The sequence below is a fragment of the Streptomyces sp. NPDC020845 genome (assembly GCF_044334165.1).
In the GTDB taxonomy this organism is placed as follows: Bacteria; Actinomycetota; Actinomycetes; order Streptomycetales; family Streptomycetaceae; genus Streptomyces.
In genome coordinates this window covers 21,418-42,405 of record NZ_JBIRSJ010000002.1, presented here as the reverse complement: position 1 = coordinate 42,405, position 20,988 = coordinate 21,418, and the positions used below count along the sequence as shown (strand labels likewise).

23 protein-coding genes are annotated in these 20,988 nt (G+C 69.5%); 7 read left to right on the top strand and 16 right to left on the bottom strand.

Annotated features, from left to right (window positions below):
- Window positions 1–4: 4 nt before the first annotated feature.
- The 7 genes from ACH4U7_RS04155 to ACH4U7_RS04125 all read right to left on the bottom strand — a co-directional run bounded on the left by ACH4U7_RS04155 (window position 5) and on the right by ACH4U7_RS04125 (window position 7,034).
- On the bottom strand, window positions 5–760 hold the full coding sequence (locus ACH4U7_RS04155) for an SDR family oxidoreductase (protein WP_398526494.1): 756 nt from the start codon (window positions 758–760) through the stop codon (window positions 5–7).
- A 67-nt stretch (window positions 761–827) separates the two neighbouring features.
- On the bottom strand, window positions 828–1,631 hold the full coding sequence (locus ACH4U7_RS04150; RefSeq protein ID WP_398526493.1) for an SURF1 family protein: 804 nt from the start codon (window positions 1,629–1,631) through the stop codon (window positions 828–830).
- Window positions 1,632–1,763: 132 nt separating this feature from the next.
- Entirely contained in the window at window positions 1,764–1,997 is a 234-nt protein-coding gene (locus ACH4U7_RS04145) for a hypothetical protein (RefSeq protein WP_014180728.1), read from the bottom strand.
- Between the two features lie 132 nt (window positions 1,998–2,129).
- A complete protein-coding gene (locus ACH4U7_RS04140; RefSeq protein ID WP_398526492.1) occupies window positions 2,130–3,119 on the bottom strand; it encodes a DEDDh family exonuclease in 990 nt (329 codons plus the stop codon).
- Window positions 3,120–3,222: 103 nt separating this feature from the next.
- Window positions 3,223–3,744: a hypothetical protein gene (locus tag ACH4U7_RS04135; RefSeq protein ID WP_398526491.1), complete on the bottom strand. Its 522-nt coding sequence runs from the start codon at window positions 3,742–3,744 to the stop codon at window positions 3,223–3,225.
- 96 nt (window positions 3,745–3,840) lie between these two features.
- Window positions 3,841–5,385: a S8 family peptidase gene (locus ACH4U7_RS04130; RefSeq protein WP_398526490.1), complete on the bottom strand. Its 1,545-nt coding sequence runs from the start codon at window positions 5,383–5,385 to the stop codon at window positions 3,841–3,843.
- A gap of 74 nt (window positions 5,386–5,459) precedes the next feature.
- Window positions 5,460–7,034, bottom strand: a complete 1,575-nt coding sequence (locus ACH4U7_RS04125) for a S8 family serine peptidase (RefSeq protein ID WP_398526489.1) — start codon at window positions 7,032–7,034, stop codon at window positions 5,460–5,462.
- Between the two features lie 275 nt (window positions 7,035–7,309).
- Here ACH4U7_RS04125 and ACH4U7_RS04120 point away from each other — a divergent pair, with 275 nt between their 5' ends.
- The 3 genes from ACH4U7_RS04120 to moaA all read left to right on the top strand — a co-directional run bounded on the left by ACH4U7_RS04120 (window position 7,310) and on the right by moaA (window position 10,515).
- Window positions 7,310–7,666 (top strand): DUF485 domain-containing protein, encoded by a 357-nt coding sequence (locus ACH4U7_RS04120; RefSeq protein ID WP_398526488.1) that lies wholly within the window; start codon window positions 7,310–7,312, stop codon window positions 7,664–7,666.
- A gap of 115 nt (window positions 7,667–7,781) precedes the next feature.
- On the top strand, window positions 7,782–9,383 hold the full coding sequence (locus ACH4U7_RS04115; RefSeq protein WP_398526487.1) for a cation acetate symporter: 1,602 nt from the start codon (window positions 7,782–7,784) through the stop codon (window positions 9,381–9,383).
- 142 nt (window positions 9,384–9,525) lie between these two features.
- Window positions 9,526–10,515: a GTP 3',8-cyclase MoaA gene (gene moaA, locus ACH4U7_RS04110; RefSeq protein WP_398526486.1), complete on the top strand. Its 990-nt coding sequence runs from the start codon at window positions 9,526–9,528 to the stop codon at window positions 10,513–10,515.
- Window positions 10,516–10,567: 52 nt separating this feature from the next.
- Here moaA and ACH4U7_RS04105 read toward each other — a convergent pair whose 3' ends face one another.
- Both ACH4U7_RS04105 and ACH4U7_RS04100 read right to left on the bottom strand, forming a co-directional pair.
- Entirely contained in the window at window positions 10,568–10,795 is a 228-nt protein-coding gene (locus ACH4U7_RS04105) for a hypothetical protein (RefSeq protein WP_014180736.1), read from the bottom strand.
- 193 nt (window positions 10,796–10,988) lie between these two features.
- Window positions 10,989–11,378, bottom strand: a complete 390-nt coding sequence (locus ACH4U7_RS04100; RefSeq protein WP_398526985.1) for a DUF3099 domain-containing protein — start codon at window positions 11,376–11,378, stop codon at window positions 10,989–10,991.
- Between the two features lie 190 nt (window positions 11,379–11,568).
- On the opposite strand from ACH4U7_RS04100, the gene ACH4U7_RS04095 reads away from it, so the two are divergent.
- The gene (locus tag ACH4U7_RS04095; RefSeq protein ID WP_398526485.1) at window positions 11,569–11,853 is read left to right on the top strand and encodes a GlsB/YeaQ/YmgE family stress response membrane protein; all 285 of its coding nucleotides are present in this window, start codon (window positions 11,569–11,571) and stop codon (window positions 11,851–11,853) included.
- A 158-nt stretch (window positions 11,854–12,011) separates the two neighbouring features.
- On the opposite strand, the gene tyrS is transcribed toward ACH4U7_RS04095, so the two are convergent.
- From tyrS to ACH4U7_RS04070, 5 genes are all read right to left on the bottom strand, one after another.
- Window positions 12,012–13,430 (bottom strand): tyrosine--tRNA ligase, encoded by a 1,419-nt coding sequence (tyrS, locus tag ACH4U7_RS04090; RefSeq protein ID WP_398526484.1) that lies wholly within the window; start codon window positions 13,428–13,430, stop codon window positions 12,012–12,014.
- Window positions 13,431–13,563: 133 nt separating this feature from the next.
- Complete coding sequence (locus ACH4U7_RS04085; RefSeq protein ID WP_398526483.1) at window positions 13,564–14,973, bottom strand: metallopeptidase TldD-related protein; 1,410 nt, start codon at window positions 14,971–14,973, stop codon at window positions 13,564–13,566.
- The gene (locus ACH4U7_RS04080; RefSeq protein WP_398526482.1) at window positions 14,970–16,496 is read right to left on the bottom strand and encodes a TldD/PmbA family protein; all 1,527 of its coding nucleotides are present in this window, start codon (window positions 16,494–16,496) and stop codon (window positions 14,970–14,972) included. Before ACH4U7_RS04080 ends, ACH4U7_RS04085 begins: the two co-directional genes overlap by 4 nt.
- 190 nt (window positions 16,497–16,686) lie before the next feature.
- On the bottom strand, window positions 16,687–17,034 hold the full coding sequence (locus tag ACH4U7_RS04075) for a hypothetical protein (RefSeq protein ID WP_398526481.1): 348 nt from the start codon (window positions 17,032–17,034) through the stop codon (window positions 16,687–16,689).
- 88 nt (window positions 17,035–17,122) lie between these two features.
- On the bottom strand, window positions 17,123–17,494 hold the full coding sequence (locus tag ACH4U7_RS04070) for a DUF6188 family protein (RefSeq protein ID WP_398526480.1): 372 nt from the start codon (window positions 17,492–17,494) through the stop codon (window positions 17,123–17,125).
- 397 nt (window positions 17,495–17,891) lie between these two features.
- Here ACH4U7_RS04070 and ACH4U7_RS04065 point away from each other — a divergent pair, with 397 nt between their 5' ends.
- Window positions 17,892–18,416, top strand: a complete 525-nt coding sequence (locus ACH4U7_RS04065) for a GNAT family N-acetyltransferase (protein ID WP_398526479.1) — start codon at window positions 17,892–17,894, stop codon at window positions 18,414–18,416.
- Between the two features lie 14 nt (window positions 18,417–18,430).
- Here the strand turns inward: ACH4U7_RS04065 and ACH4U7_RS04060 are convergent, their stop codons facing one another.
- Window positions 18,431–18,649 carry a DUF397 domain-containing protein gene (locus ACH4U7_RS04060; protein ID WP_398526478.1) on the bottom strand — a complete coding sequence of 73 codons (219 nt, stop codon included), beginning with the start codon at window positions 18,647–18,649 and terminating at the stop codon, window positions 18,431–18,433.
- A complete protein-coding gene (locus ACH4U7_RS04055; RefSeq protein ID WP_398526477.1) occupies window positions 18,646–19,476 on the bottom strand; it encodes a helix-turn-helix domain-containing protein in 831 nt (276 codons plus the stop codon). Before ACH4U7_RS04055 ends, ACH4U7_RS04060 begins: the two co-directional genes overlap by 4 nt.
- Window positions 19,477–19,627: 151 nt before the next feature.
- Here ACH4U7_RS04055 and ACH4U7_RS04050 point away from each other — a divergent pair, with 151 nt between their 5' ends.
- On the top strand, window positions 19,628–20,095 hold the full coding sequence (locus ACH4U7_RS04050; protein ID WP_398526476.1) for an ATP-binding protein: 468 nt from the start codon (window positions 19,628–19,630) through the stop codon (window positions 20,093–20,095).
- 186 nt (window positions 20,096–20,281) lie between these two features.
- Window positions 20,282–20,986, top strand: a complete 705-nt coding sequence (gene fabG, locus ACH4U7_RS04045) for a 3-oxoacyl-[acyl-carrier-protein] reductase (RefSeq protein ID WP_358633723.1) — start codon at window positions 20,282–20,284, stop codon at window positions 20,984–20,986.
- Window positions 20,987–20,988 lie beyond the last annotated feature (2 nt).

Genomic DNA, 20,988 nt, shown 5'->3' with positions numbered 1-20,988 from the left:
CGGCTCAGAAGCCGTGCAGCGCGCCGCCGTCCACCGGCAGCATGACGCCGGTCAGATACGACGCGGCGGGCGAGAGCAGGAACGCCGTCGCCCGGCCGAACTCCTCCGGTGTGCCGTAGCGCCGCAGCGGGATCTGCTCGCTGTTGCGGGCCCGCGCCTCGTCCGCGTCGCCGAACAGCGAGTCCAGCTCGCGGACCCGGTCTGTGTCGATACGGGCCGGCAGCAGGCCGACGACCCGGATGCCCTGCGGGCCCACCTCAGAGGCGAGGGACTTCGCGAAGCCCGCAAGACCCGGCCGCAGCCCGTTGGACACCGTCAGACCGGGGATCGGCTCGTACACGGAGCCGGAGAGGACGAAGCCGATCACACCGCCGGAGGAGAGCTCCGCGGCGGCGGTGCGGGCCAGGCGGACCGCGCCCAGGAAGACGGAGTCGAAGGCCGCCCGCCACTGCTCGTCGGTGATGTTCGCCGTCAGGCCCGCCGGGGGGCCGCCGACGCTGATGAGTACGCCGTCGAAGCCGCCGAAGCGGTCACGGGCCGTGGCGATCAGGCGCTCGGCCACGGCCGGGTCGGCGTTGTCGGCCGCGACGCCGACGGCGTTCGGGCCCAGCTCGGCGGCGGCCTCCGCCGCCGTCTTCTCGTCGCGGCTGGTGATCACGACCTTCGCACCGTCGGCGACCAGCTCACGGGCGGCCGCGTGGCCCAGCCCGCGGCTGGCTCCGGTGAGGACGTACACCCGGTCTTTGAGTCCAAGATCCATGGGGTCAGTCTGCCGTGGGGCCCTCGGCGAGCGTAAGGGAGGGCGGCGCCGGACCGGCCGTGACCGGTCAGACCCCGGCGGGCTCGGGCTCGGGCTCGGGCGCGGGCTCGGCGTCCCGTGCGGCCGCCCGGTCGCGCAGCTCGCGCCGGACCAGGATCACCCAGCCGATGGGTACGCCCGCGGAGAACAGCCACCACTGGATCGCGTACGCCATATGCGGGCCGATGCCGCTGTGGTCCGGCTCCGGGACCACCTCGGGCTGGTCGCTGCCCTTGGGGGAGGACTTGGTCAGCTCGATATAGCCGCCGAGGACCGGCTCGGACAGGGACTTCGCCAGCTGACCGCTGTTGATCAGCATGACCTGGCGGGCGGGCAGCCCCTGCTTGTCCTTGATGCCGCTGTTCCCGGTCGTCTCGTCGCGCTTGAGTCGGCCGGTGACGGTGATCTCGCCGGAGGGGGCGGCCGGCACCTTGGGGAAGCGGGTGAGGTCGTTGCCCGCCGGGATCCAGCCGCGGTTGACCAGGACGGCCCGGCCGTCGTCCATGACGAGCGGGGTGAGCACGTAGTAGCCGATGGTCTGGTCGTCGGCGGCGGTCCGCTGGCGTACGACCACCTCGTGCCCGGTGTCGTACCGGCCCTTGGAGGTCACGGTGCGCCACATCTCGTCGTAGGCGACGGTGCGTCCGGGCCCGGTGAGCCGGTCCACGGGGACGGCCCGAGCGTCCAGGTTGTCGGCGATCAGCTGGTTCTGCGCGACCCGGTGCTCATGCCGGTGGAGCTGCCAGTAGCCCAGTCGGATCATGACCGGGATCAGGGCGAGCCCCACGAGCGTGAGGATCACCCACTGCCGGGACAACAGGAAGCGGTACACGACCTTGACAGTACTCGCCGGTCATTCTCGCCATGGACCGCCCCCCGGCCGTCGGAGACGGCGAGGGGACGGCAGGGGGACGATCCGGGGCGTTTTCGGTCAGATGCGGTTCAGATGTCGTCCAGATGTGGTTCAGACGCGATCGATGATCCCCACCTTCCCTTCCGCCCGGGAGCAGTGGGCTCCGCAGTAGAAGTGGCCGTCCACCTCCACGCCCTGGCCGATGATCTGGCACCGGCAGTGCTCGCAGATGGGCGCCATGCGGTGGATGGCGCAGGAGAAGCAGTCGAAGACGTGCACCGCGCCCTGCGCATGCACCTCGAACGTCAGGTTGTAGTCGTTTCCGCAGACCTCGCAACGTGCCATGGGGCACAGGGTGCGGGCTGCGGGGCGCGGTGGGGGAGCGGCGGCCGGGCGTGTTGGGCCGACTTCACCTGTTTGCCGACTTCACCTGTCTGCTGGCTTCACTTGTTCGCCGGCCTCACTTGTTCGCCGGCCTCACTTGTCGGGTGCGGGGGCCACGTCCCGCAGCAGTTGGGTGAAGGCCGCCTCGTCGATGACCGGGGTGTCGAAGGAGGCCGCCTTGGTGATCTTGGAGGTCGCGGCCTCCGGATCGTTGGTGACCAGCAGGCTGGTGAGCCGGGAGACGCTGGTGGCCACGTGCAGCCCGGCCTCGATCGCCTGGTCCTCCAGCAGTTCGCGGTCGATCGAGGTGTCGCCGGAGAAGGCCACCCGCATGCCCTGGACCAGCCGGCCGCCCGGCTCGTAGCGCCCCGGGTTGGGGTAGGGGCAGGCCGGGCGCTTGCGGCTGGGGCGCCAACTGGTCGCGCGGTAGGACCGCTGGTAGCCGATCGGCCGGGGGGCGTCGGACCATTCGGTCAGCGGCTGGCAGGCGAGCAGGGGCAGCCGCAGCCCGCCCGCGGCGGCCGCGTGCAGACTCGGCCGGAAGGTCTCGGCGAGCACCCGCGCGTCGTCCAGGGCGTGGTGGGCGCGCTCCTGGACCACCCCGTAGTGCGCGGCCAGGGACTCCAGCTTGTGGTTGGGCAGCGGCAGGCCCAGCTCCTTGGAGAGCGCGATCGTGCACAGCCGTTGCCGCACCGGCGCGGCGCTCCCCGCGCGCGCGTACTCCCGGGCGAGCATCGACCAGTCGAAGACCGCGTTGTGCGCGACCAGCACCCGGCCGTCCAGGCGCTGGGCCAACTCGTCGGTGATCTCCGAAAAGAGCGGGGCGTCGGCCAGGGTGTCGCTGGTCAGGCCGTGGATCCACACCGGGCCCGGATCGCGCTGCGGATTGACCAGGGTGTACCAGTGGTCCTGCACGGCGCCGCGCGCGTCCAGTTGGTAGACCGCGGCGGACACGATCCGGTCGTCGCGGGCGAGCCCGGTCGTCTCCACGTCGACGACCGCGTATCCGTCGGGATAGGCGGCCGGCCACGGCGAGGGCGGCGGTGCGAGCCGCGGTGCGGCGGCCATGCGGTCTTCGAGCATGGTCAATGAGGATACGGGCCGCCGCCGACAGTCCGCTCCAGCAGGGCCCAACGCACAGCCCTCACAGCCGCCCTGACGCCCTGTAGCAACCTGTCCCAGGGCCTTACGCCGCCGCCGGCAGCCGCCGCAGCCTGACCACGCGCTCCGGGTCCGAGTGCCGGTCGTGGCTCAGCTCCCAGCCCAGCCCGCGCGCCGCCTGGACGACATAGCCCGCGCCGACGCCGCGGAAGTCGCGCAGCGGTATGTCGTACGGGCCGGGCGGCGGGGCCTTCCTGGCCGCCTGGGCCGCCTCTTCCTTACGGGTCCACCCGGCGAGCTTCTTGTCCACGCGCGCCCGGTAGAAGCCGGCGTCGCCCTCGTGCAGCAGCTCGGGGAGCGTGACGCACCAGCGCGGCCAGATCTCCACGCGGTCCCCGAACGAGTCGATCAGCTTCAAGAAGCCCTTCTCGAACCCGGGAATCAGCGACAGCACCTCCCCGACGATCGCGAACGCGAGGAAGACCAGGAAGACGGCCAGCACCAGCACCCACCACACCGGCAGAACCACCACGGTGAGCAGGAACAGCGGCACCAGCAGGGCCCTGGAACGGCTGGGCAGCGGCCCCCAGGCGTCGTCGCGGTCCACGGGACGGTCCTCTCGCGGCATCGGAGCATACGTACGGGCACACGTACGGGCCGCCGGGCGGAGCCCGCCCGACGGCCCGTGCATTGTGTCAGTGCCTCACTTGGTGACCGCGTCCAGGGCGTCCGCGATCCCCGCCCCGTAGAAGCCGTTGTACGCGGGGCTGCCCTCGCACACGGCGTCGACCTTGCCGTCCCCGTTGATGTCGTACGGGTCGGGGCAGGCGGTGTCGTCGGCCTGGGCCTTGAGCAGCGCCTTGACCTGCCCGGCGGAGGCGTGCGGGTGGGTGCTCTTGATGAGCGCCGCGACGCCGGCCACATGCGGGGAGGCCATGGAGGTGCCCGCCATGTAGCCGTACTTGCCGCCGGGGAGGGTGTTGTAGATGAGCCCGCTCTCCGCCGGGGGCGCCGGCTTCTGGTACACGGTGCTGTCGCCGCCGGGGGCCGCGATGTCGATCACGCCGAGGCCGTAGTTGGAGAACGAGGACTTGAGCCCCTTGGCCCCGGTCGAGGCCACGGTGACCACGCCCGGCAGCTGGGTCGGGATGTCCAGGCAGGTGCGCGGGTCGATCTCCCGGTCGCCGGGGGTGGTGTCGTTGGGGCTTGAGGGGTCGGTGATGGAGTCGGCGGCCAGGTCGTAGCTCTCGTTGCCCGCCGCGGCCACATTGACCACACCCTTGCGCTCCGCGTATCGCGAGGCCCGGGTGACGGCCTCGACCAGGGCCTTCTGGTCCGGGTCGGTGGTGCAGTTGAAGTACCAGGGGTCGGTGTAATAGCTGTTGTTGGTGACGTCCACGCCGTGTTCGGCGGCCCAGACGAAGCCGCACACCACGGCCTCGGTGTAGAAGAAGCCGTCGGTCGTGGACACCTTGATGCCGGAGACCTTGACCCCGGGGGCCACCCCGGTGACGCCGATGCCGTTCTTCGCGGCGGCGATCTCCCCGGCGACATGGGTGCCGTGCGGGCTCTCGGAGGCCGAGGGCCGCCAGGCGCCGTCGGCGGTGTTCGGCTTGCCGGTGACGCAGTTGACCGACGCCTTGCGGTCGAAGTTCGGGGCGAGGTCCGGGTGGGTGTCGTCCACGCCGGTGTCGATCACGCCCACGGTGACGTCCCGGCTGCCCAGGCTCTTCTCATGGGCCTTGTCCGCCTTGATCGCGGGCAGGTCCCACTGCAGCGGCTCCAGCGGGTCCTGCCCGGCGGCGGCCCGCGCGGCGACGGCCTTCTGCTGCGCCTCGGACAGCACCTGCGGCGCGCCGGTGTCGGTCGTGGACTGGGCGGGCAGCGGGGCGGTGCGGGTGGCGCCCGCGGAGGCGACGCCGCGCACCTGACGGATCGTCTTGGCGAAGTCGGGGTCGGCGGAGTGGACGACGATGACGCCGATCCGGTCGTACGCCATGACGACGCTGCCCCCGGCCTTGGCGATGGCCTTCTTCACCCGGGCCGCGTTCCCGTGGCCGGGGCGGGTGTTGACGACGTAGCTCAGCGACGGGCCGTCGGCCGCGGCGCCGGAGGCCAGGGCCGAGCCGCCGACGGAGCTGTCGGAGCCGCCGGAGCCGCCGACGGCGGTGGCGGCGGTCGTGGGCAGGAAGGCCAGGGCGGCGGTGAGCGCCAGGGCGGCGGGTATCGCGGCGGTACGCGGCGTCATGGGTACTCCGGTTCTGGTGGTTGGGCGGGCTTGGGCGTGCGGCGTCACGGGGCGAACGCCGATGTGGCGGTCGCTCACTTGGTGACCGCGTCCAGCGCGTCGACGATGCCGTAGCCGTAGAAGCTGTTGACGTGCTTGGTGCCGGTGCAGACGGCGTCCGTGTCGCCGTCACCGTCCGGGTCGTACGGCCCGGTGGGGCAGCCCGGGTTGTCCGCCTGGGCCTTCAGCAGCCACTGGATCTCCTGCGGGCTCGCCTTGGGGTGCGCGCTCTTGAGCAGCGCCGCGACCCCCGCCACATGCGGGGAGGCCATTGAGGTGCCCTGGAGATAGCCGTAGTCGCCGCCGGGCATGGTGGACAGGATCCGGCCGTCCTTGGCGGGCAGCTCGGGCACCTGGTACTTGTCGCCGCCCGGGCCCGCCACATCGACCTGGCCCAGGCCGTAGCTGGAGTAGTACGACTTCAGGGAGGTGACGCCGGTCGCGGAGACCGTGACGACGCCGGGCAGCTGGGTGGGCACGTCCGGGCAGACCGACGGGTCGACCGTGCGCTCCACGGGGGTGGTGTCGTTGGGGCTCGTGGCGTCGGTGAGCGAGCCGGCCGCGAGGTCGTCGTTGGAGTTGCCCGCCGAGGCGACGTTGACCACGCCCTTGCGCTGCGCGTACGCCGTGGCCCGGCCGACCGCGTCGGTGATCGCCTTCTGGTCCGGATCGGCGGCGCAGTTGTACTTCCACGGGTCGACGAAGTAGCTGTTGTTCGTCACCTCGACGCCGTGGTCGGCCGCGAAGACGAAGGCGCACACCACGCTCTCCGCGTAGAACAGGCTCGTCGTCGGCTCGCTGACCTTGATGGCGGAGACCTTCACCCCGGGCGCGACACCGGCCACGCCCACGCCGTTGCGCGCGGCGGCGATCTCCCCGGCCACATGCGTGCCGTGGTAGTCCGCGGCCGGGTCCCACGGGCGCCAGGCACCCGGGCTGGTGTCGGCGACGCCGCCGACGCAACTGGCCGACTGGGACCGGGAGAAGTTGGGGGCCAGGTCGGGGTGGGTGTCGTCCACGCCGGTGTCGATGACGCCGACGGTGACCTTACGGCTGCCCGGGTTGACCTTGGCGGCCTGATCGGCCTTGATGGCGGGGATGTCCCACTGCAGGGACTCCAGCGGCTCCTGCCCGGCGGCCAGCGCCTTCGCCGCGGTCGTCGCCGAGGTCCGGGGCGCCGGCACCTTCTCGGGCCTGCCGACCTCGGTGGTGGCGGCCGGGGTCAGCGGCGCGGTGCGGGTCGCGCCAGCCGACTGGACGCCGCGCACCTGACGGATCGTCTTGGCGAATGCGGGGTCCTTCGAATGGGCGATGATGACTCCTATTCGTTCATAGGCGGTCACCACCGTGCCGTGTGAGGCCGTGATCGCCTTCTTCACCTCGCCGACGGTGCCGTGGTCGGCGGCGGTGTTGACCACGTACGACAGCGACGGGCCGTCAGCCGCGGCCGTAGAGGTGAGGGCCGAAGAGGTCGGCGCGCCCCGGGGGATGGCCGAGGCCGCCTGGGGGAGCAGGACGAGGGACGCGGTGAGCGCCAACCCGGCCGGCACCGCCGCCAGGGCGCGCCGTCGTCTGGTGCCCGGATGTGCTGCCGGTCTGTGATGAGCCATGGGGTCTCCACATCATCCGTACAGACCGCCCGGCGCGAGTCGCGCATGGGCGGGTACATGACGAGCGAAACTATCGTCGATCAAGGGCCCCCATCAAGGCATTCCGGAGGAAAACGCGCCACAGTACCCGGAGTCAATCACTCCGTCGACTTATTCCCTCCTTTCAACTACCAGCCTCTGTTGGACGGCCCGGCGTCGCCCTACCATGCGTGATCTGGATCACTGGAAACTCTGTATATACGTCCCGTCAAGAACGCCATCCACCGGGAGAGACCGTGGACACCGCGCCGGCCAGCGATCGCCCTGGCGATCAGCGACAGCAAGAACATCCCCCGTACGCCGAGGTGCAAGCGAGCGCGGAGTTCGGCGAACTGCGCCGCGCCCACCGCTCGTTCGCCTTCCCGCTCACCATCGCGTTCGTCAGCTGGTACCTGCTGTACGTCCTGCTGTCCAACTACGCGGGCGGCTTCATGGACACCAAGGTGGCCGGCAACATCAACGTCGCCCTGGTGTTCGGCCTCGGCCAGTTCCTGACCACCTTCCTCATCGCCTGGTGGTACTCCCGCCATGCCGCCGCCAAACTCGACCCGCGCTCGGCGGCGATCAAGTCCAGCATGGGGAGCAGTGAATGAGCGACGCACGCGCGGCCGCCGGGCCGCAGACGACAGTCAAAGCCGCACCTCTGCGCCGCGCGGGCGGCAGTGACATCAGCTGCTGGCGCGGCGGGGCGAATGAAAGGGGCGCGGCATGAGCATCCATCAGCTCGCGGTCGAGAGCGCGTCGGACCACCGGCCGCTGATCATCACCCTCTTCTCGGTCTTCGTCGCCGCGACCCTCGGCATCACCGTATGGGCCGGCCGCCAGACCAAGGACGCCACCGACTTCTACGCCGGCGGCCGCTCCTTCAGCGGTTTCCAGAACGGCCTGGCCATCTCCGGCGACTACATGTCCGCCGCGTCCTTCCTCGGCATCGCCGGCGCCATCGCGCTCGCCGGCTACGACGGATTCCTGTACTCGATCGGCTTCCTCGTCGCCTGGCTGGTCGCCCTGCTGCTGGTCGCCGAGCCGCTGCGCAACACCGGCCGGTACACGATGGGCGATGTGCTCGCCTACCGGATGCGCCAGCGCCCGGTCCGCACCGCCGCGGGCGTCTCCACCATCGTCGTGTCGATCTTCTACCTGCTGGCCCAGATGGCGGGCGCGGGCGTGCTGGTCTCCCTGCTGCTGGGCATCACCAGCGAGGCCGGCAAGATCCTCATCGTCGTCCTGGTCGGCGTGGTGATGATCCTCTACGTGTCCATCGGCGGCATGAAGGGCACCACCTGGGTGCAGATGGTCAAGGCTGTGATGCTGATCGCGGGCGCCCTGCTGATGACCTTCCTGGTGCTGCTCAAATTCGACTTCAACGTATCCGAGTTGCTGGGCGAGGCGGCGAAGAACAGCGGCCACGGCCACGCCTTCCTGGAGCCGGGCGTCAAGTACGGGGCCACCGGCACCACCAAGCTCGACTTCATCTCGCTCGGCATCGCCCTGGTGCTCGGCACCGCCGGCCTGCCGCACATCCTCATCCGCTTCTACACCGTCCCCACGGCCAAGGCCGCCCGTAAGTCGGTGAACTGGGCGATCGGCATCATCGGCGTGTTCTACCTGATGACCATCGCGCTGGGCTTCGGCGCCGCCGCGCTGCTGGACAAGAAGACCATCACCGATTCGAACCCGGCCGGGAACACCGCGGCACCCCTGCTCGCCGACGAACTCGGCGGCCCCGTGCTGCTCGCCGTGATCTCCGCGGTGGCGTTCGCGACGATCCTCGCCGTCGTCGCCGGGCTCACCCTCGCCTCCTCGTCCTCCTTCGCCCATGACCTGTACGCCAACGTCATCCGCAAGGGCGAGGCGACACAGGAGGAGGAGATCAAGGCCGCGCGCTGGGCGACCGTCGGCATCGGTATCGTCGCGATCGTGCTCGGGGTCTTCGCCCGGGACCTCAACGTCGCCGGACTCGTCGCGCTGGCCTTCGCGGTCGCCGCGTCCGCCAACCTCCCGACGATCCTCTACAGCCTGTTCTGGAAGCGGTTCACCACCCAGGGCGCGCTGTGGTCCATCTACGGCGGGCTCGTCTCCTCGGTCTTCCTGGTGCTCTTCTCGCCGGTCGTCTCCGGCAATCCGAAGAGCTCCATGTTCAAGGACGTCGACTTCCACTGGTTCCCGCTGGAGAACCCCGGCCTGATCTCCATCCCGCTGGGCTTCCTGCTCGGCTGGGTGGGCTCCCTGCTGTCCAAGGAGGAGCCGGACAAGGCCAAGTACGCCGAGCTGGAGGTGCGCTCGCTCACCGGCTACGGCGCGCACTGACGCCCGGTGGCGGCCCCGCCACGGACCTGCCCGACGGCGCGGTGAGATTCGCGAAATCTCGAATGTCACAGGCGTCGCGTACGCTGCGGGAGAATTGACTGTAGCGCCGAGACTTTGGGCACGAGTCCGTGGAGGGGCCGCCATGCTGATCGACACCTACGGTCGTATCGCTACGGACCTGCGTGTCTCCCTCACCGACCGCTGTAATCTGCGCTGCACCTATTGCATGCCGGAAGAGGGCCTTCAGTGGCTCGCCAAGCCCGATCTGCTCACCGACGACGAGATCGTCCGGCTGATCCGGATAGCCGTCACCGACCTCGGGGTCACCGAAGTCCGCTTCACCGGCGGTGAGCCGCTGCTGCGCCCCGGGCTCGTCGGCATCGTCGAGCGCAGCGCCGCCCTCGACCCACGCCCCCAGATATCGCTCACCACCAACGGCATCGGCCTGGAGCGCACCGCGGCCGCCCTGCGCGCCGCGGGCCTGGACCGGGTCAATGTCTCACTGGACACCCTGCGCCCCGAGGTCTTCCAGGCCATGACCCGGCGCAAGCGCCACGCCGATGTGCTGCGCGGCCTGGAGGCCGCCAGCGCCGCCGGGCTCACCCCGGTGAAGGTCAACGCCGTGCTGATGCCCGGGCTCAACGACGACGAGGCCCCCGACCTGCTCGCCTGGGCCCTCGCGCACCAGTACGAGCTGCGCTTCATCGAGCAGATGCCGCTGGACGCCCAGCACGGCTGGAAGCGCGACGGCATGATCACCGCCGGGGACATCCTGGCGTCGCTGCGAACCCGCTTCGAGTTGACCCCGGAAGGCGACGAGGCGCGCGGCTCCGCCCCCGCCGAGCGCTGGCTCGTCGACGGCGGCCCGGCCCGCGTCGGGGTCATCGCCTCCGTCACCCGCCCCTTCTGCCGCGCCTGCGACCGCACCCGGCTCACCGCCGACGGCCAGGTGCGCACCTGCCTGTTCGCCCGCGAGGAGTCCGATCTGCGCGGGGCGCTGCGCTCCGGCGCGCCGGATGCGGAGATCGCCCGGCTGTGGCGGCTGGCGATGTGGGGCAAGAAGGCCGGTTCCGGGCTGGACGACCCGTCGTTCCTGCAGCCAGACCGCCCGATGTCGGCGATCGGCGGCTGACGGCGTCAGTGATCCGGTGGCCGGCAACGTCACCGATCGGCGGCTGAGGGCGTCAGTGATCGGCGGCTGACGACCACTCCTCCAGGGTCACCACGTCCTTCAGAAAACCGCGCACCCCGAGGAAGTCGGACAGATACCCGCGGTGCTCCTCGCACGCCAGCCAGGTCTTGCGCCGCTCGGGCGTGTGGATCTTCGGGTTGTTCCAGGCCAGCACCCATACGGCGGGGGCACGGCAGCCCTTCGCGGAGCAGATGACGGCGTCGGTCTCGGGAGTGTTCACACCGCAGACTCTACGGAAACCGTGCTGGACATGGCGACGCCGGGCAGCCACGGGGGGAGCCGCCCGGCGTCGGTCCATCGCTCCGACGGGGGATGCGGAGCGCGTACGAAGTATGTCACGAGCGGTGGGGCACAGTGCACCGGAACCGCGCAATTGATCTGAGGTTTTCCTGAGCTTACGGGATCGGCCCAGGTCAGCCGCGTTCGGCGCGTCCATTTTCGGTAGCCGCCCCGGCGTCTTCCACGTCCGATTCCGCCCCGGTCGACCCGGAACCCCCGTTCTGCTGACCGGAGATGAGCATCGGACGGGGCGGCGCGGGGACGAAGGTGGAGGGAAGCGAGGGAGCGTTCTCCCGGCCGGCGTTCGCTATCACCACGGCGATGTACGGCAGCACCGCACCCAGCACCAGGGCCACGATGGCCACATGCCGCTCCACGTTCCACAGCACCGCGGCCAGGATGACGGACACGGTCCGGATCGACATCGAGATGATGTAGCGGCGCTGCCGGCCGCGCACATCGTCAGCCAGCCCCTGCCGAGCCCCGGTGATCCGGAAGACCTCGGCTTCGCTGCGCTTCCGCATCACGTTCCACCACCCGATCGCCAAGCCGGAACTCCCCACTTCCGGACGTACCCCACGTTACGCCCGAACTCCAAGGGGTACACGAGTGGGGGTCCTCGCGGGTGGCGGCTTCGCTACGACGTAACGCGTACGGCCGACTACAGCGTGCGTCGTACCACCATCCCCCGCAATCTGGCCGGAGGAGGCGTTCATGAACTGGCTGTGGGCCATTGTCGTAGGCCTGGTGCTCGGTGTCATCGCCAGGGCCATCCTGCCCGGCAGGCAACGCATTCCGCTCTGGCTGACGACGATCTACGGCATCCTCGGCGCCATCGTGGGCAACGCGGTGGCCGGCTGGGTGGGAATCCGGCATACGTCGGGTGTCGACTGGGGGCGGCATCTGCTCCAGCTCGCCGGAGCGGTGCTGATCGTCGCGGTGGGCACGCGTGTGTACGCGGCGCTGGGCGGCGGCAGACGCCGAAGGGAACGGGCCTGAGCCGCCCGCGCTACGGCATCGGCCCGCTGGATGGCACTGGGCCCGGGCCGTACGGACGGCGGCACGGGCTGCACGGACGGCGGGGGCCGGCGCGCTTGGTGGACGCGCACCGACCCCCGCTCACAGCCGGCTACCGCTGATGGGCGGCTACCGGCCGCTCACAGCCCCCGCAGCCGGGCGATCTTCCGCCCCGCCTTGAGGTAGACGCTCCCCGAGTCGGCGGTGAGCCCGGCGCCCGCCAGGACCTCCGCCGCCACCTCGGCCAGCGGCCGCACCGCCTGCGCCTCGGTGAGCACCGTGGACTCCTGCCCGCCCTCGGTCTCGACGACCAGGCGCAGACCGTTCTGCTTGGCGACCCGGCGGGCCGCCGACGCGCTCGGCTGGAACTGGAGCACCTTGCTCAGCACGGTCGCGATCGACTCGGCGCCGTGCTCCGCCGTGTCGACCTCCGGCAGGGCCTCGACGTCCGTGAAGGACTTCTTCGAGAACTGCGCCACGAACCCGGCGCGCGCCGACTTGGCCGCGGCCAAGCCGTACAGCGCCGTCACCATCTCGCCCGCCAGCACCTTCTTCAGGTCCATCGGGTGCAGCGACCGGTCCTCCAGCCGCCCCTTGACGAGGTCGATCTCGCTGTCGGTCCACTCGGTCCAGGCCCGCAGGTACGGCGCCATCAACCGGTCCGGAATCGACATGATCTTGCCGAAGACGTCCTCGGCGGTGGCGGACAGCGCGATGTAGTTGCCCTTGGACTTGGACATCTTGGCGCCGGTGCCGTCCGTGCCCTCGATCAGCGGCATGGTGACGACCAGCTGCGGCTGCTGCCCGCGCAGCTCCATCAGCTTGCGGCCCATCTGCAGATTGAGCAGCTGGTCCGCGCCGCCGAGCTCGATATCGCACTCCAGCGCGACCGAGTCGAGCCCCTGGGCGATCGGGTAGAGCAGTTCCGACATGGTCAGCCCGGAGCCCTCGGCCAGCCGGTTGCGGAAGTCGTCGCGCTGCAGCAGCTGGGAGGCGGGCACCTGGGCGAGCAGCCCCAGCAGCTCGGGGAAGGTGTACGGCGCCAGCCACTCGCTGTTCTGCCGGAAGCTGACCTTCTCGAAGTCGAAGAAGGGCCGGACCTGATCCCGGTAGCCCGCCAGATTCCGGGCGATGTCGTCGTCGGTGAGCGGCGGCCGCTCGGCCGTACGGCCGGTGGGGTCGCCGATCTTGGCGGTGAAGTCACCGATGAGCAGGGTGACGTCGTGCCCCATCCGCTGGAAGCGGCTGAGGATGATCACCGGCACGGCGTGGCCGAGGTGCACATCGGCGGCCGTCGGGTCGATGCCCAGCTTGAGGCTCAGCCCGCGGCCCGCCGTCCGACGCTCCTCGATCCGCTCGGCCAGCTGGTCCACGCCCGGCAGGACCTCGACCGCTCGCGCCGCGATCAGCTCGGCCTGCTCCTTCGCCGACAGGTCCGTCAGGTCCAGATAGCGCCGGGATCCCGTCTCCTCGAGCAGCTTCTCCACGGTCTGGTCGGAGGAGAGGTCTGCGGTGAGCAGTGCGCTGGCGCGGGCGACGGATTCGCCGAGGCGTGTCATGGCGTTCCTGGTAGTAGTCGGGAATCGATGGATGGATGGGCGTGGACCAGTCTATTCGTCCGATTCACACGACCGGATCAACCGGCCGCTTCACTCGGCTTCAACCGGCATCACCCGGCTTCACTCGGACGGGTCATACGCCCTTGCTGACGGAGCTCATATTGAAGTCCGGGACCCGCAGCGCGGGCATCGCGGCACGGGTGAACCAGTCGCCCCACTCGCGTGGCAGCGTCCGCTCGGTGCGGCCCGCCTCGGTCGCCCGGGACAGCAGGCTCACCGGTGAGTCGTTGAACCTGAAGTTGTTCACCTCGCCGACGACCTCACCGCCCTCCACGAGATAGACCCCGTCCCGGGTCAGCCCGGTCAGCAGCAGCGTGGCCGGGTCGACCTCGCGGATGTACCACAGGCAGGTCAGCAGCAGGCAGCGCCCGCCGTGGTCCGTGGCCTCCACCATCTCCTCCAGCGAGCGCGGCCCGCCCCCGTCCAGGATCAGATTGTCGATCCCGGGAGCCACCGGCAGATCCGTCAGTCCGGCGGTGTGGCGCGTGGTGATCAGCTGGTTCAGCACACCGTCCCGGATCCAGTCGGTTGCGGTCAGCGGCAGCCCGTTGTCGAACACCGACGCGTCGTCCCCGGACGAGTGCGCGATCACAAACGGCGCCGCCTCCAGACCGGGCGCCGCCGGGTCGCTGCGCAGCGTCAGCGGCAGGTCGGTCAGCTTCTCGCCGATCCGCGTGCCGCCTCCCGGCTTGGAGAAGACCGTACGGCCCTCCGCGGCGTCCCGCGCCGCCGAGGACCAGAGCTGGTAGATCAGCAGGTCGGCGACCGCCGTCGGGGGCAGCAGCGTCTCGTACCGCCCGGCCGGAAGGTCGATCTTCCGCTGCGCCCACACCAGCCGCCGGGCCAGCTCGGCGTCGATCGCGGCCGGATCCACGTCCTTGAAGTCGCGCGTCGCCTGCCCGGCCCAGGCCGAGCGGGTGCGGTCCGGGGACTTGGCGTTGAGCTCCAGCGTCCCGCTCGGCTGGTCGTGGCGCAGCCGCAGCCCGGTGGAGGTGCCCAGGTAGCTGGTGACGACCTCGTGGTTGGCGAACCCGTACAACTCCCGGCCGCCCGCCCGCGCCTGCGCGAACGACTCGCCGAGTGCGGGCGCGAAGGCCGCGAACACCTCGGAGGAGGTCTCGTCCGGCGCATCGGTGAACCCCGCCGATACGGCCCCCTCGCCGGCCGCCTCCACCAGCGGCTGGGCGTCCTCCGCCGGCCCCGACTCCCGGGCCGCCGCCTCGGCGGCCCGTACCAGCGGCTCCAGGTCCTCGGCGGTGACGGCCGACCGCGACACCACACCGGAGGCGGCGCCCTGGCCGCCGTCGACCGTGGCCACGACCGTGAGCGTGCGGCCCCGGGTCACGCCGTTGGTCGTCAGGGCGTTGCCCGCCCAGCGCAGATTGGCGGTGGAGCTCTCATTGGCGATCACCACACAGCCGTCCGCCCGGGACAGCTCCAGCGCCCGCTCGACGACCTCGTGAGGCTTGTTGACGCCGCTCATGCACCCGCCTCCTGCGTGGTGTTCAAAATGTTGACGTTCCGGAACAGGGCGGACGGGCAGCCGTGCGAAACGGCCGCGACCTGGCCCGGCTGGGCCTTGCCGCAGTTGAAGGCGCCCCCCAGGACATACGTCCGCTCCCCGCCGACCGCGGCCATCGAGCCCCAGAAGTCGGTGGTCGTGGCCTGGTACGCGAAGTCCCGCACCTGCCCCGCCAGCCGCCCGTTCTCGATCCGGAACGCCCGCTGCGCGGTGAACTGGAAGTTGTAGCGCTGCATGTCGATCGACCACGACCGGTCACCCACGAGGTACAGCCCCCGCTCCACGCCGCCGATCAGCTCCTCCGTCGAGGGCCCGTCCGGCGCGGGCTTGAGCGATACGTTCGCCATCCGCTGGACCGGCACATGACCGGGGGAGTCCGCGAAAGCGCACCCGTTGGACCGCTCGAAACCGGTCAGCCTGGCGATCCTGCGGTCCAGCTGATACCCGACCAGCGTGCCGTCGCGGACCAGATCCCACGACTGCGCGGCCACGCCCTCGTCGTCGTACCCGATGGTGGCCAGCCCGTGCTCGGCCGTCCGGTCGCCCGTGACATTCATGATCTCGGAGCCGTACTTGAGCTTGCCCAGCTGATCGAAGGTGGCGAACGAGGTGCCCGCGTACGCCGCCTCGTAGCCCAGCGCCCGGTCCAACTCCGTCGCGTGCCCGATCGACTCATGAATCGTCAGCCACAGATTCGACGGATCGACCACCAGGTCATACACCCCCGCCTCGACCGACGGCGCCCGCATCTTCTCCGCCAGCAACTCCGGGATCTCCGCCAACTCCGCGTCCCAGTCCCAGCCGCCCGCCCCGGTCAGATACTCCCAACCCCGCCCGACCGGCGGGGCGAGCGTCCGCATCGAGTCGAACTCCCCGCTCTCCGGGTCCACCGCCACCGCCGTCAGCTGCGGATGCACCCGGACGCGCTGCTGGGTGGTCGTGGTGCCCGCGGTGTCCGCGTAGAACTTGTTCTCCTGCACGGTCAGCAACGACGCATCCGCATGCGCGACCCCGTCGGCCCTCAGCAGCCGCTCGCTCCAGTCCGTGAGCAGCCCGGTCTTGTCCGCGTCCGGCACATCAAAGGGGTTGATCTCGTACGCCGAGACCCACGTCCGATCCGCGTGCACCGGCTCATCCGCCAGCTCCACCCGCTCCTCGGACCCCGCAGCCTGGATCACCTTCCCCGACAACTTCGCCATGGCCACCGCCTGCGCGGCCACCCGCGCCGCGGCGTCCATGGTCAGGTCCACCCCTGAAGCGAACCCCCAGGTCCCGCCGTGCACCACCCGCACCGCGTACCCCAGGTCGGTGGTGTCCGACGACCCCGCGGGCTTGCCGTCCCGCAGCCGCCAAGCGGCGCTCCTCACCCGCTCAAAGCGGAAGTCGGCATGATCGGCCCCCAGCGCGCGGGCGCGCGCGAGGGCCGCGTCCGCGAGTGCGCGCAGCGGCAGCGCGAGGAAGGACGGATCGATCTCATGCGGCACGGGCGACTCCCCTTCGGTCAGTGGTTCGGTGTGCGCGTCCGGTGCGTCCGGTCGATGTGTGTCCGTCGGCAGTGAACCATGCCGCTGTGTCTCGGGGTGCGATTAATTCCCATCGAGCCACTGCAGCCGCGGCGCACGCTCCCGCAGGTTCGTCCGTCCGTCCGGACGTCCGGGCGGGTGGCAGGCTTGGCTACGCGCCTTTCCGAATGGCCGTGGACAATTCCCTCAGTAGGCTGATGAACTCTGCTTCCGGGATGCGTGTGTCCTCGAACTGATCGTATTGATCGCAAATCTCAACAGTTTCTTTCGAGACTCTGCGCGCAACGGCTCCCGGCGTCGAGAGAGAATAGTCGAAACCATTCTCGCGCTCCATCCTGCCCCAGGACTCGAGATAACTCTCGACGGCATGCCAACTCTCGCCGAACGGTACAACCAGAGCTTCAATGGCGGCCGTAAGGTTATAGTCCGCAGAGGGAACCGCGGAAGCCAGCCATTCCCCGTCTTCGTATCGAAATTTCCACTGTCTCACGTCGGACATCTCACTTCCCGACCGGGAAGAACGTGGGCAGCACCCGTATTGGTCCGCTCGGCGGCTGTGCCGTCCTCGGCCAGGAGTTGCTTCACGGTTACTGTTCACCCCACAGTGCAACTTCGCCCCCGGGCATGCACACCACTCGCCTCCCGTTCGGCTCGACGAGACCCCAAGCTTCATACTCGGCATGCGGAGCAACACTCAATTCCGCGCCACTCTCGAATGCGATCGCCAGATTCCCGATGCTTCCTACCTCGGCTAGGATGATCGCATCATGAATTAGCTGCATCAGCTGGACCGCAGCTGTACCCGGGGATTCCGGATCGAACGGTACAGCACCCTCGTCAGGTCTCTTGACGACTGCGGCCGTCTCCACCCGTAGCTCGCAATCCTCACTGGTGAGAACCGTGAGCGCAGTGTCGAAGCAGACACGGATTACCGACTGGCCTTGAAGGTTCAGGTCCATGGCCACCATCCTGCCGGAAGCGGATAGGACGTTCAGGGCCGAAGGTCCCCGAGTCCAGGTGGCTCACAGGTTGTGCCAGGCGTGGCTGCAAGCGTCATGACACTCCTTTTCCCGTCCCAGGTGAAGTGGATCCGGTCGGCGACTATGCCGTCCTTCGCCAGGCGTTGTTTGGTGGTGCGGCGGACGAGGCGGGCTTGGGCGTCGTGTTCGTAGGTGGTGGTGCGGTCGGCGCGGTGGAGGATCGTGCCGGTGAACTGGCGGTCGCCGGGGGCTTCGTGGTTGGGGGGATGGCGTGGCTCCGTACGCCGAGTAATGGATTGAGCGCGGAGCGAGCCCGTGTTACCACTGGCGGGTTCGCGTACGGAGGGCACGAAGACTTTGAAAGGCGGGCCCGGGCATGGTGCTTGGAGACCTGGTCCGGCTACGGCCGATGGAGCCGTCGGACGCCGAGGCGCTGTGGCGGTGGAACCACGACCCCGACGTCATGCGCTGGATGAGCGATGGCTACGCCCAGCCGCTGTCCCAGGTGAGGAAGCGGTTGGAGGAACGGCCGCGCAATGCCTACGGCGAGGTGCTCTACGGAGTCGAAGTCCTTACTGACGCAAAGCTCATCGGCTTGGTCCGACTGCGCGATGCCGAGCCGGAGACGGGCAGGGCCGAGCTCGACATATACATCGGTGAGAAGGAGTACTGGGGGCGCGGCTACGGCACCGACGCGATGCGGACGATATGCCGCTACGGCTTCGACAAGATGCGGCTGCACAAGATCATGCTGACCGTCGTCACCGAGAACCTTGCAGCTCATCGCGTCTACCAGAAGATCGGCTTCGTTGACGAAGGCAGGCTGCGTCAGGAGTTCCGGCGCGATGGCCGGTGGTACGACATGTTCACGATGGGCCTGCTGGAAGGCGAGCTGCGCTGACGCGCTGTCGGTCTTTACGCGTCGAACTCCCCGGCGCGGAGGCCGCCGATGAACGCGCCCCACTCGGTTATGTGGAAGGCGAGCTGGGGTCCCTGCGCATGCTTCGAGTCCCGTACGCGGATGGCGGTCGGGCCCGTGGCCACCTCGACGCACATGCCGCCCTCATTGTCGCTGTAGCTGCTCTTGAACCATGAGAGTTCAGGTGCGTCGCTGTCAGCCTGCTTGTTGTTCACGTTTCTCCCCGCAGCTTGTCGATGAAGTCCAACGAGTCCTGTGGCGTGAGGGCTTGGGCGCGGATGATCCCGTATCGCTGCTCAAGCTCTCGGACCGCTTTGCGATCGGTTACCAGCGTGCCCCGTCCTTGCACTTCTGAGTAGGCCACAAGCTGTCGCCCCTTGGGTTCGAGGAGCGCGAACGGGCCGCCAAGACCGGCATGATCTTTCCGGTTGGTCGGCATCACCTGGAGCTCGACATTCCGCATCTGGCCGATGGACAGTAGGTGCCCCAGCTCGCCTCGGAGGACTTCCTCTCCGCCGAGCGGGCGACGCAGCGCAGTCTCCTCCACGACGAAGCTCATGACGGGCGAAGGGCGATGCGAAAGGAGCTCCTGCCGGGCGAGCCGCGCTGCTACTCGTTGCTCGATGATCTCCTCGTCCAGCGCCGGGCGACGCATGCGGTAGATGGCGCGGGCGTAGTCCTCTGTCTGCAACAAGCCGTTGATGACCTGGCTGTCGTACGCATGGAACTCCGTCGCCTGCGCCTCCAGCCTCGCCGCCCCGCGAAAGAACGCCGGAAGCCGCGCCTTGGCCACCTCCTCTTTCGCCGCCCGCAGCACCCCGAACGCGTTCAGTACGTCGTCCGCCGCGTCCAGGAACTCCGGCTGCGGGACCCGCCGCCCCTGCTCCACCGAGGACACCTGCTCCTCGCTGTACCCGATCGCCTCGCCCAGCTGCGCCTGTGTGAGTCCCGCCCGTTCGCGGAAGAGCTTCACCTGCCTGCCGAGGCACTTGAGGAAGTCCGCCCAGTATTCGCCCTGGCCCGGCCACTCCGCATCTGTCATGTCCCGCCACCTCCCATGCGCAAGAACGTCATGCCTCCCCACCCGCGTCACGGCACCACTCCCGTACGCACACGTTCCGTGCCCGTACAGCGACCCTGGGTACTTGCGGGCTGTCTGGTCAGGCTATGCACGCTTCGCCACGCTCGGTGACGTGAATGGCGAAAACCCCCCTGGTAATACGCTCGGCACGTTCGAGATGTTCTTCACTTCCTCCCGGCACGGCGCACGGCTCGCCCGGCGGCTCGTGGTCCGCCGGTTGGCGGAATGGGGCATTCCGCGGGACAGCGACGCCTCGTACGGCATCGCCCTGCTCGCGGGTGAGCTCACGGCGAACGCCGTGAGCCACGGACATGTGCCCGGCCGGAACTTCCACCTCCGCCTCACCGTCCAGCCCCCGCCCGCGCCCGGAGTGCGTCGGACTCCGGTCACCGCCCGTATCGAAGTGTCCGACGCCCGGGGCGAGCGGCGCCCTGAGCTCCGTGATTACGTCGCCGAGGCACTGGCGTACCAGGAGGAGCACGGACGCGGGCTGGTGCTCGTGGACGCGCTCGCGTCCAAATGGGGGGTGACGGATCGCACCATCGGCAAGACGGTGTGGTGCGAGTACGCCGTGGAATGACAGGCGAACGCAGAAGCGGCCCGTCGTGTGGCTTCCGGAGGCTTCTGTAGGAAGTCGACAGTGACCGAGTGGCGCCCCTGTGCGTGCTCGATTCCCCGCACCGGGCCTTTGCCCGATAGTTTGCGTACACAAGGGTCGCCACACATAGTGACGCCCGGTACGACATCCAACAGAGAGGGTGGTCCCTTGAGCCGCTCGGTTCTCGTCACCGGAGGAAACCGCGGTATCGGCCTCGCCGTGGCCCGTGCCTTCGCCGACGCAGGCGACAAGGTCGCCATCACGTACCGGTCCGGGGAGCCGCCGGCCGGCTTTCTCGCGGTCAAGTGCGACATCACCGAGCCCGAGCAGGTCGAGCAGGCGTACAAGGAGATCGAGGAGAAGCACGGCCCGGTCGAGGTGCTGGTGGCGAATGCCGGCATTACCCGCGACCAGCTGCTGATGCGGATGACGGAGGAGGACTTCTCCACCGTCCTCGACACGAACCTCACCGGTGCGTTCCGTGTCGTCAAGCGCGCCAACCGCGGAATGCTGCGCGCCCGCAAGGGCCGTATCGTCCTGATCTCGTCCGTGGTCGGCCTGATGGGCTCCGCGGGCCAGGTGAACTACGCCGCTTCCAAGGCCGGTCTGGTGGGCTTCGCCCGCTCCCTCGCGCGTGAGCTCGGCTCGCGCAACATCACAGTCAACGTGGTCGCGCCCGGCTTCGTCGACACCGACATGACCCGCGCGCTCGACGAGAAGCAGCGGGAGGCATACGTCAAGCAGGTGCCGCTCGCGCGCTACGCGCAGCCCGAGGAGATCGCCGCCTCGGTTCGCTTCCTGGCCTCTGAGGAGGCCGCGTACATCACTGGAGCCGTCATCCCTGTCGACGGCGGATTGGGCATGGGTCACTGAAC

Coding starts and splice junctions, on each gene's coding strand:
- ACH4U7_RS04155 (WP_398526494.1), bottom strand. CDS start 760: ATGGATCTTGGACTCAAAGACCGGGTGTACGTCCTCACCGGAGCCAGC.
- ACH4U7_RS04145 (WP_014180728.1), bottom strand. CDS start 1,997: ATGGCACGTTGCGAGGTCTGCGGAAACGACTACAACCTGACGTTCGAG.
- ACH4U7_RS04140 (WP_398526492.1), bottom strand. CDS start 3,119: ATGCTCGAAGACCGCATGGCCGCCGCACCGCGGCTCGCACCGCCGCCC.
- ACH4U7_RS04130 (WP_398526490.1), bottom strand. CDS start 5,385: ATGACGCCGCGTACCGCCGCGATACCCGCCGCCCTGGCGCTCACCGCC.
- ACH4U7_RS04125 (WP_398526489.1), bottom strand. CDS start 7,034: ATGGCTCATCACAGACCGGCAGCACATCCGGGCACCAGACGACGGCGC.
- ACH4U7_RS04115 (WP_398526487.1), top strand. CDS start 7,782: ATGAGCATCCATCAGCTCGCGGTCGAGAGCGCGTCGGACCACCGGCCG.
- moaA (WP_398526486.1), top strand. CDS start 9,526: ATGCTGATCGACACCTACGGTCGTATCGCTACGGACCTGCGTGTCTCC.
- ACH4U7_RS04100 (WP_398526985.1), bottom strand. CDS start 11,378: ATGCGGAAGCGCAGCGAAGCCGAGGTCTTCCGGATCACCGGGGCTCGG.
- ACH4U7_RS04095 (WP_398526485.1), top strand. CDS start 11,569: ATGAACTGGCTGTGGGCCATTGTCGTAGGCCTGGTGCTCGGTGTCATC.
- tyrS (WP_398526484.1), bottom strand. CDS start 13,430: ATGACACGCCTCGGCGAATCCGTCGCCCGCGCCAGCGCACTGCTCACC.
- ACH4U7_RS04085 (WP_398526483.1), bottom strand. CDS start 14,973: ATGAGCGGCGTCAACAAGCCTCACGAGGTCGTCGAGCGGGCGCTGGAG.
- ACH4U7_RS04075 (WP_398526481.1), bottom strand. CDS start 17,034: ATGTCCGACGTGAGACAGTGGAAATTTCGATACGAAGACGGGGAATGG.
- ACH4U7_RS04070 (WP_398526480.1), bottom strand. CDS start 17,494: ATGGACCTGAACCTTCAAGGCCAGTCGGTAATCCGTGTCTGCTTCGAC.
- ACH4U7_RS04065 (WP_398526479.1), top strand. CDS start 17,892: ATGGTGCTTGGAGACCTGGTCCGGCTACGGCCGATGGAGCCGTCGGAC.
- ACH4U7_RS04055 (WP_398526477.1), bottom strand. CDS start 19,476: ATGACAGATGCGGAGTGGCCGGGCCAGGGCGAATACTGGGCGGACTTC.